The sequence below is a fragment of the Micromonospora sp. C95 genome (assembly GCF_018070465.1).
In the GTDB taxonomy this organism is placed as follows: domain Bacteria; phylum Actinomycetota; class Actinomycetes; order Mycobacteriales; family Micromonosporaceae; genus Micromonospora.
In genome coordinates, this window is record NZ_JAGPXT010000016.1 from 54,220 (window position 1) to 69,268 (window position 15,049).

Here is a 15,049-nt window from a genome sequence, read left to right on the forward strand (position 1 = left end):
GAGGACGGTGGTCAGGGGGTGGTGCGGGTGAGGGCGGTGGCCAGGTCGGCGACCTTGGCGGCGAGCTGGGCCACCCGCTCGCGGGCGTCGTCGCGGTCGGCCTCGGTGGCGCGAAGGCGTAGCGTCAGCTCGCTCACCTGGCTCTCGGCGGCGCCGAGCGTCGCCCGCAGGCCGGTCAGTTCCTCGCCCAACCGGTCGACGCGCGTGGCGAGCGCGGCCCGCTGCTCAGCGGACTGCCGGGCCTGCGCCCGGGCGTGCTCGCGGTCGGCGGATGCCTGCGCCTGCGCCTGCTGCGCCCGTTCGGTCTCGGCCCGGGCGGCCACCGCCTCCGCCCTGGCCCGCTCGGTCTGCGCCCGAGCCTGCGCAGCCTCCGCCCGGGACTGCTCAGTCTCGGCCCTGGCCTGCTCGGCCAGCGCATGGGCTCGCTCGGCCGCAGCCCGCGCCTGGTCGACCTCGGCCCGCGCCTGGTCGACCTCGGCCCGCAGCCGGTCGACCTCGGCGAGCGCCGCCGACGTGGTGCCGGCGGCCCGCTCCGCCTCGGCGCGGGCAGCGTCGCGTTCGGCGACCAGGTCACCGTTGCGACGACGCTCGGCGGCCAGGTCGGCCCGCAGCTCGGCCACCTGGCCGCGCGCGGCGTCCCGGTCCGCCTCGGCCTGGGCCCGCAACGCCTGCGCGGCAGCGGCCTCCCGCCGTGCCTCGTCCCGGGCCGTCTGCGCATCCTGCGCCCGGCTGACGGCCGACTCGGCCCGCTCGCTCGCGTGGGCGGCCTCGGCTCGGGCGGCGTCGCGTTCGACGGTCGCCGCCTGAGCCTGCCGACGCTGCCGCTCGGCGTGGGCGGCGGCGTCCTCGGCGGCCCGTAGCGCCTCGTCGCGTTCGGTCTGCGCCGCCGCGATCTCACCGGCGGTCTCCGCGCGTAGCTGTGACAGTTGCCGCTGCACCCCGGCCGGGGACAACTCGGCGTGCAGCGCCTCGGTCAGGGTGGCCACGATCTGGTCGAGCCGGTCCACCGCCTCCCAGGTCCGGGCCACCTGTCCGGGCAGGCCCGGGGCGTTGCGGTGCCGCATGCGGCTGTTGCGGGAGGCCCGCTGGCAGGCACCGTCGTTGTCCCGGCAGTACCGGAACGGGCGGCCGGCGCCGGCCCGCTGCGGCACGTCACGCCCGCAGTGGGCGCAGGGCCGGGTGTCGGCGGCGGAAGTCGACTCAACGTCCATCGAACGGGCAGTCTAGTGCGCCGCCCAGCGCCGCTGCCGAGGTCGCGGCGGGGCCCTGTCCCCGGTGAACGACACCTCGACCGGCTGGCCGGCTGCCATCTGCCGGACCGGCTCGCCGTAGCGGCTGCGCACCCGCAGTCGTCGGGTGACCGCCGAGTCGACGGTCAACGCGAAGCCGGGATGGAACGACTGCGTCCAGCGCAGCATCCCGTCACCGGCCAGCGGCCGGCCGGCCTGCGCCCGCCGGCCGGCCGGGGTCATACGTCGCCGGCGTGCCGGTCGCCGCGGCCGTGCTGTCCCGTACGGTCAGCCGAGGCTCCAGCAGCGTCACCGGTGGGGTCGGCTCGCCGCGCAGTTTACGCATGAGCAGCGACACGGCCTGTCGACCGATCTCCTCGGCGGGTACCGGCACCGAGGTCAGGCGGGGGCTGGCGTGCTCGGCGAACTGGTCCGGGCAGACGGCCACCACCGACACGTCATCGGGCACCCGTCGACCCAGCGCGGCCAGCGCCGCCTGCACCGGACCCACCGCCGCCTCGTTCTGCACCACCAGAGCGGACAGTTCCGGTTGCCGGGCGAACAGCTCGACCACCCGGGCGTGCACCTGCGCGGCGTTCTCCTCGCAGGGCAGCGTGATCGCCTCGACGCCGTGCCGGGCCGCCGCCTCGACCACGCCCGCGCGGGTGCGGTGGGCGAATCCGGTGCCTCGTTCGTAGACGGCGGCCGGCGCGCCGAGCAGCGCGACGCGGCGGTGTCCGAGCCCCGCCAGGTGCTCCACGCAGACCTGCCCGGCCCGGTGGAAGTCCAGGTCCACACAGGTCAGCCCGTCGGTGTCGGCGGGCAGCCCGATCAGCACGCTGGGTCGACCCAGCGTGCGCAGCAGCGGCACCCGGACGTCGCGCAGTTCCACGTCCATCACCAGCACCCCGTCGACCAGGGCACCGGCGGCGATGCGGTGCAACCCCTGCGGGCCTTCGTCGGAGGTCAGCAGCAACACGTCGTGGTCGTGACGGCGGGCGGAGGTCACCACCGCCGTGGCGAACTGCATCACCACCGGCACCTGGATGCCCGAGCGCAGCGGCAGGACCAACGCGATGACGTTGGCGCGTCGGCTGGCCAGGGCCCGGGCACCGGCGTTCGGGTGGTAGCCGAGCAGCCGGACGCTGGCCAGCACCCGGTTGCGGGTCAGCTCCGAGATGGCCCGCTTGCCGCTGAGCACGTACGACACGGTGCTCACCGCGACACCGGCGTGCCGAGCCACGTCGGCGATGGTGGGTTGGCCGGACGGCACCCGGCCCCGCCCGCTCACCGGGCCCCGCTGGTGGCATGCGGCCGGGCCGGCGGCGTAAGCGGCTCACCGCGTACGGCCACGGCGCCGACCAGCCGTACGTCGGTCGCGGAACGCCCGACCAGCACGGTGTGGGTGGCATCCTCCACCACGAAAGTGCCCGCGTCGGCGTCCCACCAGCTCAGCTCGGCGCTGCGCAGCCGCAGCGTGACGGTACGCCGTTCGCCGGGGGCGAGGACGATGCGGGCGAAGTCGCGTAGTTGCCGCAGCGGCTGCTTCACCCGGGAACGCCGTTGCCGGGTGTAGAGCTGCACCACCTCCACGCCGGGGCGGTCACTGGTGTTCGTCACGTCCACACTCACCCCGACCTCCTCGCCGACGCGCACCGACGTGGCGCTCAGCCGCAGGTCGCGGTAGTCGAACTCGGCGTAGGACAGCCCGTGCCCGAACGGGTACAGCGGTTCTCCCCGGTAGTACAGGTAGGTGGAGTCCGCGCCGATCACGTCGTAGTCGAGCAGGTCGGGCAACTCGGCGGCGTCGGCGTACCAGGTCTGGGTGAGCCGGCCGCCGGGGTCGGCGTCGCCGAGAAGCACCTCGGCGAGGGCGTTGCCGTGTTCCTGCCCGCCGTGCGCCGACCAGAGCACCGCCGGCAGGTGCCGCTGAGCCCAGCCCAGCGCGTACGGGTAGCTGCTGGTGACCACCAGCACGGTGCGCGGGTTGGCGGCGTGCACGGCGCGCAGCATCGCCTCCTGCCGGGCCGGTAGGGCCAGGTCGAGGCGGTCCTCGGTCTCGCGTCCGTTGACCATCGGGTGGTTGCCCACCGTCACCACCGCCACGTCGGCGGCGGCGGCCAGCTCGGCGGCCCGGGTCGCGCCGTCGGTGACCACCTCGATGACGAGGCCGGTGCCGGCCCGGTCGTCGCCGTTGACCCGCAGCCGGCCGTGCTCGTCGACAGCCACGTACCGGTCGGTGGCCAGGTGGCGCAGCAGCACGGTGCCGTCGGGCAGCGGATCGAACTGGAAGGTCTCCCGGACCACCCAGCCGCCGGGGCCGGACCGGTCGTTGACCAGCGCGCCGTCGTCGTCGACGCCGACGTGGCGGCCGTTGCCGACGGCCCGCAACGCGACCGTGTCCCGACCCCAGTCGAACACGTCGAACGAGGCCGGGTCGGCGCCGACGCTCAGCGGCCCGCCCTCGGCCTGGTCGGTGCAGCCCACGTAGCGGTCACCCACCCGGAACATGATCCGGTCGGCGCCGGAGTGGGTGGTGACCGTCGGCAGCCGCTGCGTCAGCCCTCGAACGGTGCTGACCGCGTAGGGCAGGGTGCCGCTGTACCAGTCGGTGTGTACGGCGTCGGCGAGCGGGCCGAGCACCGCGATCCGCAGGCCGGGCGACAGGGGCAGCAGCCCACGGTTGCGCAGCAGCACGACGGACTGCCGGGCGGCGGCCCGGGCCAGGTGGCGGTGCGCCGGGCAGTCGATGACCTCCGGTCCGGTCGCGGCGTACGGGCCGGTGTGCGGTGGGTCGAGGTCGCCCAGCCGCAGCCGGACGGTGAGCACCCGACGGACCGCCCGGTCCACGTCGGAGGCGGTGATCAGCCCACGGTCCAGGGCCTCGGTGAGGTGCCGCCGGGTCGGTGCGCTGTCGGCGTCGTCCTCGGTGAAGCTGTCGATGCCGGCGCGCAGCGCCGCGGCGAACCCCTCGACGTGGTCGGGCAGGTGGCCCTGCACCCCGGCGATGTTGCTCACCGCCCCCGCGTCGCCGACGACCAGGACCTCGCCGGGTGCCCACCGGCGCAGCTCGCCGTCGATCAGCGGGCTCAGGTGCGCCGGCACCCCGTCGACCAGGTTGTAGCTGGCCATCGCGGCGACCGCCGCGTCGGCGGCGAGCGGGGCGCGGAACGCCGGCAGCTCGTACTCGTGCAGCACCCGGGGCGGCAGGTCGCTGGAGGTGGTGGCCCGGTCGGTCTCGTTGTTGTAGCCGAGGAAATGCTTGACCGTCGGGGCGGTGCGCAGCCGCTCGGGATGCCCACCGCGCAGACCCTGCGCGTAGGCGGTGGCGAGCCGGCCGGTCAGCCACGGGTCCTCCGACCAGCCCTCCTCGTTGCGTCCCCAGCGCGGGTCGCGCAGCGGGTTGACCACCGGCGCCCACACGTTGAGGCCGACGCGCTGCGGGTCGGCGTGGTGCTTGGCGCGTACCTCTTCGCCGACGGCGTCACCGACGGCCCGGACCAGATCGGGGTTCCAGCTGCTGGCCAGGCCGAGGGCCTGGGGGAAGACGGTCGCCGGGCCGAGCCAGGCGACGCCGTGCAGCGCCTCGGTGCCGGTACGGAAGCCGGGCAGGCCGAGCCGGTGGACGGGCGCCTGCCACTGGTGCAGCAGCCCGATCTTCTCCGGCAGGGTGAGCCGGGTCAGCAGATCCTCGACCCGGTCCCGGATCGGGGGCGTGGTGCGGTCGGTCATGGTGCATCGCCTTCCAGTGCCCGGCGCGCCGGAGGTCGAAGCGCTTCGACGGCGGATGGCCGAGCGGCCTCGCAGGTCATGGTGGGATGACGGTCGTCGGCCCGGACGCTGGTGAAGCGCTTCGACGAACCGTGAAGAACAAGCCGCCCCGGGTGCCCGTGCGGAGCGGCTCGCTTCGAGGTTGGCACTCGCGGCCGATCGGGTCAAGACTCCGAGCGGCCGAGCGGGCATCGACCGGTGACGTTGCCCGCCGGCTCAGCGGGCAGGTAACCGTCCGGCCTCGACGGTGGCCAGGGCGGCGGTGGCGCCGCCGAGCGCGGCGGCCGTGTCCAGGGTGGAGGCTGCCAGGCGGCAGCCGCCGGCACCCGGGGTGTGGGCGCGGGCGGTCAGCTCCGACCGGGCCGCCGGCAGCAGCCAGGGCGCCAGGGTGGCGAAGTGGTCGCCGAGCACGACCGCCTCCGGGTTGAGCAGGTCGGCCAGGACCGCGACGCCGCGGCCCAGGTGCCGACCGATCTCGGCCAGGCCGCTGCACACCCCCGGGTCGTCCTGGCGGGCGAGCGCCACGATCCGGGTCAGTTCCGGCAGGTGGTCGATCACCGGGCCGTCGACCTCGGCGTCGGGCAGCAGCCGGCGCACCACGGCGGGCAGGCCGACCAGGGCGGTCAGGCAGCCGTGGGCGCCGCAGACACAGGACGGACCGCCCGGGTCCAGCGACAGGTGCCCGATCTCTCCGGCGAAGCCGCGCCCGCCGCGCAGCAGCCGTCCGGCGGCGATGATGCCGGCGCCGACGTTCAGCCCGCCGGTCAGGTGCACCAGGTCGGTGCTGCCGGCGTACCCGCCGTGCCGCTGCTCGGCGAGGGCGGCGAGGTTGGCGACGCTGTCGACGCCGAGGGCGAACTGCGGATCGCGCAGGGCGGCGCGCAGCTCGGCCGCGACCGGCACGTCCCGCCAGCCCAGGGCACTGGCCACCGGCACCGCGCCGGAGGGGTCGACAAGTCCTGGTACGCCGACGGTGAGGCCCAGCACGGTGCGGCCCTGGGCGCTGACCCGCCCGACCGCCCGCCGGGCGAGCGCGGCCAGCGCGCGCAGCGTCTCGGTGGGCGCCACGGTGGTCGCGGCGAAGGCCCGCCGCCAGGTCAGCAGCCGGTTGCCGCCGAGGTCGACGGCGACGGCCACCAGCTCGTCGGCGCCGATCTGCAGACCCAGGGCGGCGTACGGCTCACCGTCGAGCACCAGCATCGTGGCGGGTCGGCCGACCCGGTTCTCGGTGAGCCCGGTCTCGCGGATCAGCCGCTGATCGATCAGCTCGGTCACCAGGCTGGAGACGGTGGCCTTGTTCAGACCGGTCCGGGCGGCGATGTCGGCGCGGGAGCAGGGGGCGTGCAGACGTACGTGCCGCAGCACCACCGCCCGGTTGGCGACGCGCACGTCGCCGAGGTCGGTCGGCTGCGGTTCGTTGTGGATGCTGATCACGCTTCGCCCACTCCCTGCGCCGGTGTCGCGGCGCGCGTCCATCATCGCGTACCGCGCTGGCGGGGCCGATCAGGCCGCCCGCCCTGTCTTGTGGGACGGATTACCGTCGATTAGTTTGTTCGGCTATAACCCCAACTAATCCTAGCCCGGGCGGTTGACTCCGCAAACCGTTACCGACAACGAAGGGAGTGCGCCGTGACGTCTTCCCCGCGCACGTCCACCGACCGCCGCACCCTGCTGCGGCTGCTCGGCCTCGGCGCCGCCGCGACCGTCGGCGGCACCACCATGGCCGGATGCAGCAAGGAGGCCGGCAGCCAGGGAAGCGCCACCGGCGCCGATGCCATCCGCTCGGTCCTGCCCACCTACCAGCGGGTCGAGCTGCTCAAGCCGGACATCCCCGGCGAGGGACCTATCCCGGACGGCTACCTGACCTACCCGACCCAGCTGGTCGACGCCGTCACCGAGGCACCCGGCCGGGGCGGCCCGCCGATCCGCACGATGAGTCCCTGGTGGGGGCCGGCCCCGCCGCCGCTGGGCCGCAACGCCTACCTGGCGGCCGTCAACGGCAAACTCGGCGTCGAGGTGGACCCGAGCCTGCAGGACGGCAACACCTACGCCGACAAGCTCAACGCCATGCTCGGCGCCCGCGACGTGCCCGACCTGCTGAGCGCGCCGAACTGGGAGGTCGACAAGGTCGCCCGGTTCTCCGACGCGGTAAAGGCGCTGTTCACCGACCTGACCGACCACCTCAAGGGCGACGCCGCCGCCAGGTACCCGTATCTGGCCTCGCTGCCGACCGGCGCCTGGGAGTACTCGGTCTGGGGCGGCCGCCTGTACGCGGTGCCGTTTCCCACCGACGGTCCGTTCGCCTACGCACTGTTCCACCGCCGGGACCTGCTCGCCCCGGCCGGCCTGGCCGCGCCGACCAGCCCCGACGAGCTGTACGAGTTCGGCAAGAAGGCCACCGACCCGGCCAAGGGCGTGTGGGCCTTCGGCAGCGTGTTCGAGATGGTCCAGCAGCTCTTCGGCTGCCAGCAGACCTGGCGCAAGAAGCCCGACGGCGGCCTGGAGCACAAGTTCGAGAACCCGGCCTTCGCCGCCGCGCTCGAGTTCACCGCCCGGCTGTTCGCCGACGGTCTGGTGCACCCGGAGACGGCGGCCAGCAAGGGCGCCGACGAGAAGCAGCTGTTCAAGGCCGGCAAGATCCTGATGTACCAGGACGGACTCGGCGCCTGGCAGGGCATGCAGAGCGAACGGGTCAAGGAGTTGCCCACCTTCGACATGCAGCCGCTGCCGGTCTTCGGCGCCAGCGGCGCCCAGCCGGTCATCTGGGGCAGTGAGAAGCCGGTCTTCTACACCTTCCTGAAGAAGGATCTCGCTCCCGAGCGGGTCGAGGAACTGCTCGGCGTGCTCAACTGGTGTGCCGCTCCCTTCGGCAGCCGGGAGTTCGAGCTCCGCGAGTACGGCGCCGAGGGCGAGCACTTCACCCGCACCGCCGACGGCACACCGGCCCCGACCGAGCTGGGCCGCAAGGAACTCGGCGCCCAGTACACCCACATCGGCGGCCGGGTGCCGGTCAAGGTGCGCAGCGGTGACACCCCGAACTACGTGCAGGACTACATCGGCTACTACCGCAAGCACCTCGACGCGATGGAGAAGGACCTGTTCGCCGGGATCAAGCTGGAACTGCCGGCGAACTGGTCGAAGATCATCCAGCCGACCGACGACAAGGTCCGCGACATCGTGCGGGGCCGCCGCCCGGTCGGCGACCTGGCACAGGTCCGCAAGGAGTTCCTGGACTCCGGCGGCGAGGAGGGGCGCGCCTTCTTCGAGAAGGCGCTCGCCGACAACGGCCGGTGAGCATGCCGACACGGCACCGCGGAGCGCGGGAATGAGCGCGCCCACCCTGACACCGACGCCCGGCCGCGGCCGGCCGGGCGGGCGTCGGCCAGCGCGCCGTCCACGCCCCGGCCGGCGTACCCTGCGGGCCCGGTTGCGCCGCGACTGGCCGTTGCTGGCGATGACCGCGCCGGCGGCGGCGCTGCTGCTGGTCTTCCACTACCTGCCGACCCTGGGCAACGTCATCGCCTTCCAGGACTACAACCCGTTCGTCGGCGACGATCCCCTCGCGGCGTTCGTCAACAGCGAGTGGATCGGTTTCGGCAACTTCGAGGCCCTCTTCCGCGACCCGTTGTTCTGGGACGCGGTACGCAACACCCTGAGCATCACCGCCTTCCAGCTGGTCTTCTTCTTCCCGCTGCCGATCCTGCTGGCGATCATGCTCAACAGCGTCGTGTCGGGCCGGGTGCGCGGCTTCGTGCAGAGCGTGGTCTACCTGCCGCACTTCTTCAGCTGGGTGCTGGTGGTGACGTTCTTCGTGCAGATGCTCGGCGGGGCCGGGCTGCTGGCCCAGGAGATGCGCCAGGCCGGCCACGAGCCGTGGGAGATCATGACCAACCCGGACACGTTCATCGTGCTGGTCACCGCCGAGGCGGTCTGGAAGGACCTCGGCTGGGGCGCGATCGTCTTCCTGGCCGCGCTGTCGGCCATCGACCCGAACCTGTACGAGGCGGCGGCGGCCGACGGCGCCGGCCGCTGGCGGCGGTTGTGGCACATCACCCTGCCGGGCCTGCGACCGGTGATCGTGCTCCTGCTCATCATGCGGCTCGGTGACGCGCTGTCGGTCGGCTTCGAGCAGTTCATCCTGCAACGGGAGGCCGTCGGCCGGCAGGCCGCCGAGGTTCTCGACACGTTCGTCTACTACCAGGCCATCAGCACCCAGCAGTGGGGGCTTGGTGCCGCGGCGGGCCTGTTCAAGGCCGTGGTCGGGTTGGCGTTGATCCTCACCGCCAACAAGATCGCGCACCGGCTCGGCGAACAGGGGGTGTACTCCAAGTCATGACCGCACAGCTGAGCGGGGCCGGCCCGGTACCGGCGGCACCGGCCACGGCGGGTGCCCCGCCGCCACGGCCACGACGACGGTCCGGCCGGGCCGTGTGGGAGGGACCGCCGTCGGTGTCGGGCACCGTGGCCAAGGCGGTCGTGCTCACCCTGCTGGTGGCGGCGGTGCTGGTGCCGCTGTGGGCGGTGCTGGTCACCAGCCTCGCCTCGCGGGGCACCATCGACGAGGCGGGGGGCATGGTGATGGTGCCCCAGGAGATCGACCCGTCGGCGTACATCACCATCTTCAGCGGCGGCGACGTCACCCGGGCGGTGTGGATCAGCACCCTGGTCACGGTGCTCGGCACCACGGTCAGCCTGGTGCTCACCGTGCTGGCCGCGTACGGGCTGTCCCGGCCGGGCTCGGTGGCTCACCGTGGGCTGCTGTTCTACTTCCTGCTGACGTTCCTGATCTTCCCCGGCCTGGTGCCGAGCTACCTGGTGGTGACCGGGCTGGGCCTCAAGGACAGTATCTGGGCGCTGATCCTGCCCAGCGCCATAAGCGTGTTCAACCTGGTGGTGATCCGGGCCTTCTTCATGAACGTCCCGGCGGAACTGCTCGACAGCGCGCGCATCGACGGCGCGGGCGAGTTGCGCATCCTGACCCGGATCGTGCTGCCGCTGTCGCGCGCGGTGATCGCCGTGGTCGGGCTCTTCTACGCGGTCGGCTACTGGAACGCCTACTTCAACGCGGTGCTCTACATCGACTCCAACGACAAGTTCCCGCTCCAGCGGGTGCTGCAGAGCTACATCCTGGCCGGGCAGTCGCCGAACGTCTCCGGTGCGGCGGTGAGCCTGCCCGGGGTGACCGCGTACCCGCCGACGCTCGCGGTCAAGATGGCGGTGGTGGTGGTCACGGTCGTCCCGGCGGTGATCATCTACCCGTTCGTGCAACGTCACTTCACCAAGGGCGTGATCACCGGCGCGGTGAAGGGCTGACCCGCGCAGCGGAGCCCCGTCGCGCGCGGCACCCGGACCCGTCCACCCGGGCGCCGCGCGCGACGGTCAGCCCGGTGTGGGAAAGAGCCCCGCGAAGGGCACGACGGTCACCGCCGCACCGTTGAGCAGCGACCGGGCCGGCCGGTCGGCGTCGCCGACGCCCGCGAGCGCCAGCTGCCCCACCCGTAGCGGCCCCCGGGTCGCCATCCGCAACTCGTCGCCGTCGCGGACCGCCTCGATGATCGTGTCTGCGTCCACGTCGTGCACGACGGTGCGCCCGTCCACCGCTCCCCAGCTGACCAGGGTGATGTCCCGGAAAGGCCCGTCGCCGACGGTGGCCCCCGGCGCGACCAGCGGCAGCAGCGCACCCCGGCGCACGTACAGCGGTATCCGCGACAGCGGCGACCGCACCCGAAGGTGCCGGCCGCCCGGGTGAAGTTCGCCGGTGGCGGCGTCGAACCAGTCGTCCCCGACGGGCAGGTACACGTCCCGCACCCCGGACGCGTCGATGACCGGCGCGACCAGCAGGTCCGTGCCGAGCCGGTACTGCAGGTCGGTCGTCCAGGCCGTCGGGTCCTGCGGGGTGTCGACGAGCAGGGCTCGCATCATCGGTACGCCGGTGCGGGCCGACTGCACCGCCGCCGACCACAGGTACGGCATCAGCCGGTAGCGCAGTCGCAACGCGGCCACCGCGAGTCGTTCCGCCTCGGCCGGGAACTCCCACGGCAGCCGGCTGGTGGTGCCGTGCAGCCGCACCAGCGGCGACAGCGCGCCGAACTGCGACCAGCGGACGTAGAGGTCGGGCTCGGGGGTGCCGTGGAAGCCGCCGGTGTCGTGGCTCCAGAACGGCACGCCCGACAGTCCGTGCGACAGACCGCCGCGCAGCGTGCTGGCCAGCGCCGGCCAGGTGGCGTTGACGTCACCGCTCCACTGCGCGCTGTGCCGCTGCCCGCCCAGGTACGACGAGCGTGCCCAGACCGCCCGGTGGCCGGCCACCTCCTCGGTGACGCCGGCGACCACGTCGTTGAACAGCAGGGCGTACACGTTGTGCAGGTCGACGCCGCTCATCCCGTTGTGCGCCACCGCGTCGGCGGGCACCCCCTCGGCGAAGTCGGTCTTGAACACCGCCACCCCCTGCCGCAGCAACGGACGCAGCAGCCCGGTGAACCAGTCCACCGCCGCCGGATTGGTCAGGTCCACGACGGCCGAGGCCGGGTAGCTGCCGTGCCACACGTCGGCGACGTACGTGCTGCCGTCGGGCCGGCGCAGGAAGTATCCGGCCGCCTCGGCCTCGGCGTAGAGCGGACTGGCCGTCATCAGGTAGGGGTTCATCCAGAGGCAGACCCGGAAGCCCTGCTCGGCCAGGGTGCGCAGCATCCCGGCCGGGTCGGGGAACGCCTCGGCGTCCCAGCGCAGATCCGACCAGTTGCCGGCGACCTGCCAGTAGCAGTCCAGGTGCAGCACGTCGCAGGGGATGTCGCGTTCACGCAGGCGGCGGGCCCGCTCCAGCACCCGTTCCTGGCTGTCGGGGTAGAAGCCCGAGGAGACCCAGGTGCCGAAGGCCCAGCGCGGCGGCAGGTACGGCTGCCCGGTCAGCTGGTGCAGCCGGTCGAGCACCTCGGTGGGCGTCGGCCCGGCCAGCACGTAGTAGTCGAGCAGGTCGTCGGGGACGAGGATCTGCACCGCGCTGTGGGTGGACTGGCAGACGTCGAACTGCACCGGCAGTCCGCTGTCGACGAGCACCCCGTAGCCCCGGTTGGACAGGTAGAACGGCACGTTCTTGTGCGACCGGTCGGACTCGCTGCCGAAGGCGTCGAAGTTCCACATCAGCGCCCGTTGGCCGCGTTTGTCCAGCGGGGTGAACTTCTCGCCGAAACCGACGAACCGCTCGTCGCCGGGGGCGAGGAAGCTCTCGTGCCAGGCGACCCGGACGCCGTCTGTGGTGGAGTGTCCGAACGGCAGGGTGCGTTGCCGGCCGCTGATGTCGACCGTACCCGGATCCTGCTCCAGCACCAGCGAGCCGTCGGGGCGCAGGAACCGGAGGTGCCACGGGTCGAGCCGGATCTCGGCGACCAGCGCGCCGGCGTCGATCCGCACCTGCCGGTCGTCGACGGTGACGGTGGCCGGGTGGGGACGGGGATGCACCAGCGGCATCAGCTGGGCCGACCGGCTGCGGGCCTGGGGATCCTCGGCCAGCCGCACCCGGATCACCCCGTCGCCGGCCGCGTCGATGCGCACGACTGCGGTCACCCCGTCGGCCAGTACCGCCTTGACGGTGGCTCCTTGGGCGTCGGTGCCGGCGATCTCGGCCCGGCTCACCATGGCCGGGCCACCCTCACCAGGGGCCCGCACCGGCAGGTCGGGTGGGTCGGCGACGAAGGTCTCGTAGGGCACCAACGGCGGTCGGTACGGCATCAGCTCTCCTCGGCGGCGTTCGCGGCGGTGCCGACAGTTTCTTTAACTATCCAACGAACTGTCAACGACGATCGTAAATACGGGCCGGCCATCGGCCGTTGACATGGGCAGGAGTGATCCATAGTTTGGACGCATCCTCAACTAAACCGGCGGGCTGGTGATGGTGATGTGGACCGACGGCCCGCTCTGCCACGGCGGCGACTACAACCCCGAGCAGTGGCCGGCGCAGGTCTGGTCCGAGGACGTCGCGCTGATGCGCCAGGCCGGGGTCAACCTCGTCACCGTGGGGGTGTTCGCCTGGTCCCGGCTCGAACCGGCACCCGGCCGGTACACCTTCGGCTGGCTCGACCGGGTGCTCGACCTGCTGCACGCCGGTGGCGTACGGGTCGCCCTGGCCACGCCGACCGCCTCGCCGCCACCCTGGTTCTCCCTGGCCCACCCGGGCGCGCTTCCGGTCACCGCCGACGGGATCCGGCTGCACCACGGCAGCCGGGACACCTACTGCGCCGCGACCCCCGCCTACCGCGAGGCCGCGCTGCGCGTCACCGCAGCCCTGGCCGACCGGTACGCCCACCATCCGGCGCTGGCCGGCTGGCGGGTGCACAACGAGTACGGCACGACCTGCCACTGCGAGCACACCGCCCGGGCCTTCCGGCGCTGGCTGGCCACCCGCCACGGTGACCTGGCCGCCCTCAACGACGCCTGGGTCACCAGCTTCTGGAGCCAGCACTACTCCGACTGGGCGCAGATCAGCACTCCCCGGGCCACCCAGTACCTGCCCAACCCGGGCCAGCTGCTCGATTTCCGTCGCTTCTGGTCGGACACCCTGCTCGCCGCGTACACCGAGCAACGCGACCTGCTGCGGGCGGCGAACCCGGCGCTGACCATCACCACCAACTACGTGCTCGGCGACTGGGTGCCGGTCGACCACGCCCGCTGGGCCACCGAGGTCGACCTGGTCGCGGTCGACCACTACCCGTCCGCCGTCGACGGCGGCGCCGAGGAGCAGACCGCGCTCGTCGCCGACCTGGCCCGTGGTTGGGCCCGACACGCCGCCGCCCACCGCCGCCCCGGCCCGCCGCCGGCCGGCGGCGCAGCGACCTGGCTGCTGATGGAGAGCGCGCCCAACCAGATCCACACCGCCGGACGGATGCACACCAAGGAGCCGGGGCGGATGCTGCGACACAGCCTCGCCCACGTGGCTCGCGGCTCCCACGGTGCGATGTTCTTCCAATGGCGGGCACCGGTCGGCGGTGCCGAACGCTTCCACTCCGCCCTGGTGCCGCACGCCGGCCCGGACAGCCGGGTGTTCCGGGAAACCGTCGCACTCGGCGCCGCCCTGCGGCAGCTCAGCGAGGTGCGCGGCCGTGTCGAGGCGGCCGTGGCGCTCGTGGTCGACGCGGCCAGCGGCTGGGCGCTGCGCCACCCGGGCCTGCCGTCGACCCTGCCGGACCACCACGACGAACTCGCCGCCGCGCACCGGGCCCTGTGGCGCAACGGGTACGCCTGCGACACCATCACCCCGGGCGACCCGCTCGACGCCTACCGGCTGCTCGTCCTGCCCGCCGTCTACCTGATCGACGACGCCACCGCCGACTGGCTGCACCGCTACGTCCATGCCGGCGGGCACCTGCTGGCCACCTACCTCAGCGGTGTCGCCGACGAACACGCCCGGATACGCCTCGGCGGCTATCCGGGCGCGCTACGGGACCTGCTGGGCGTGTACGCCGAGGAGTTCCACCCCCTCGCCGTCGACGACCACGTCCTCCTCGACGGCGGCGGCACCGGGCGGACCTGGGCCGAGACGCTGCGCCTGACCGGTGCCGACCCGGTCGTCTGCTACGTCGGGGGAGTACTCGACGCGATGCCCGCCGTCACCCGGCACGAGGTCGGCGCCGGCACCGCCTGGTACCTGTCCACCCGCCTCGACGACACCACCTACCGGCGGCTGCTCGGCACCGTCGCCCGGACGGCCGGCGTCACCACCGTCTGTCCCGACGCACCCGAGGGAGTCGAGGCGGTACGTCGCCGCGACGGCGAGGCGAGCTGGCTGTTCCTGCTCAACCACACCGGCCACGAACTGCGCGTACCCGCGCGCGGAGTGGAGCTGCTCACCGCGACGCCGGTCGACCGGGCGGTCACCCTGGCAGCCGGTGGCGTCGCCGTGCTCCGCGAGCACAAGGGTTGATCCGCCGGCCGGGGCTGGCTAATCTCGCACCAGCGCGTCGGGAACGCGCCGAGACTCGCCGGTAGGCTCGAAGCCACCCCACACCATCTGTCGAGCGACGGACACCGAAGCTCAGTTCCGCCCGTGCGAGTCC

General features: G+C 73.2%; 10 protein-coding genes. 4 read left to right on the forward strand and 6 right to left on the reverse strand.

What is annotated here, in order from left to right; all coding sequences use genetic code 11:
• Nucleotides 1-11: 11 nt before the first annotated feature.
• From KBX00_RS18745 to KBX00_RS18765, 5 genes are all read right to left on the reverse strand, one after another.
• Nucleotides 12-1,211 carry a hypothetical protein gene (locus tag KBX00_RS18745; RefSeq protein WP_210828765.1) on the reverse strand — a complete coding sequence of 400 codons (1,200 nt, stop codon included), beginning with the start codon at nt 1,209-1,211 and terminating at the stop codon, nt 12-14.
• Nucleotides 1,212-1,223: 12 nt separating this feature from the next.
• The gene (locus KBX00_RS18750) at nt 1,224-1,472 is read right to left on the reverse strand and encodes a hypothetical protein (RefSeq protein WP_210828879.1); all 249 of its coding nucleotides are present in this window, start codon (nt 1,470-1,472) and stop codon (nt 1,224-1,226) included.
• Nucleotides 1,423-2,520: a LacI family DNA-binding transcriptional regulator gene (locus KBX00_RS18755; RefSeq protein ID WP_210828767.1), complete on the reverse strand. Its 1,098-nt coding sequence runs from the start codon at nt 2,518-2,520 to the stop codon at nt 1,423-1,425. The genes KBX00_RS18750 and KBX00_RS18755 overlap by 50 nt, the downstream gene beginning before the upstream one ends.
• Nucleotides 2,517-4,961, reverse strand: a complete 2,445-nt coding sequence (locus tag KBX00_RS18760) for a glycoside hydrolase family 3 C-terminal domain-containing protein (protein WP_210828769.1) — start codon at nt 4,959-4,961, stop codon at nt 2,517-2,519. The genes KBX00_RS18755 and KBX00_RS18760 overlap by 4 nt, the downstream gene beginning before the upstream one ends.
• A gap of 255 nt (nt 4,962-5,216) precedes the next feature.
• Nucleotides 5,217-6,434 (reverse strand): ROK family transcriptional regulator, encoded by a 1,218-nt coding sequence (locus KBX00_RS18765; RefSeq protein WP_307868868.1) that lies wholly within the window; start codon nt 6,432-6,434, stop codon nt 5,217-5,219.
• A 195-nt stretch (nt 6,435-6,629) separates the two neighbouring features.
• On the opposite strand from KBX00_RS18765, the gene KBX00_RS18770 reads away from it, so the two are divergent.
• The 3 genes from KBX00_RS18770 to KBX00_RS18780 are packed head-to-tail and all read left to right on the forward strand — an operon-like array spanning nt 6,630 to nt 10,313.
• The gene (locus tag KBX00_RS18770; protein WP_307868869.1) at nt 6,630-8,294 is read left to right on the forward strand and encodes an extracellular solute-binding protein; all 1,665 of its coding nucleotides are present in this window, start codon (nt 6,630-6,632) and stop codon (nt 8,292-8,294) included.
• Nucleotides 8,295-8,325: 31 nt separating this feature from the next.
• Nucleotides 8,326-9,336 (forward strand): sugar ABC transporter permease, encoded by a 1,011-nt coding sequence (locus tag KBX00_RS18775; RefSeq protein WP_301548193.1) that lies wholly within the window; start codon nt 8,326-8,328, stop codon nt 9,334-9,336.
• Nucleotides 9,333-10,313 (forward strand): carbohydrate ABC transporter permease, encoded by a 981-nt coding sequence (locus KBX00_RS18780; RefSeq protein WP_210828771.1) that lies wholly within the window; start codon nt 9,333-9,335, stop codon nt 10,311-10,313. Before KBX00_RS18775 ends, KBX00_RS18780 begins: the two co-directional genes overlap by 4 nt.
• A gap of 66 nt (nt 10,314-10,379) precedes the next feature.
• Here KBX00_RS18780 and KBX00_RS18785 read toward each other — a convergent pair whose 3' ends face one another.
• Nucleotides 10,380-12,728, reverse strand: a complete 2,349-nt coding sequence (locus tag KBX00_RS18785; RefSeq protein WP_210828773.1) for a TIM-barrel domain-containing protein — start codon at nt 12,726-12,728, stop codon at nt 10,380-10,382.
• 166 nt (nt 12,729-12,894) lie between these two features.
• Between KBX00_RS18785 and KBX00_RS18790 the strand changes: the two genes are divergently transcribed.
• Nucleotides 12,895-14,916, forward strand: coding sequence for a beta-galactosidase (locus tag KBX00_RS18790; protein WP_210828775.1), 2,022 nt, complete (start codon nt 12,895-12,897; stop codon nt 14,914-14,916).
• The last annotated feature ends 133 nt before the right edge of the window (nt 14,917-15,049 follow it).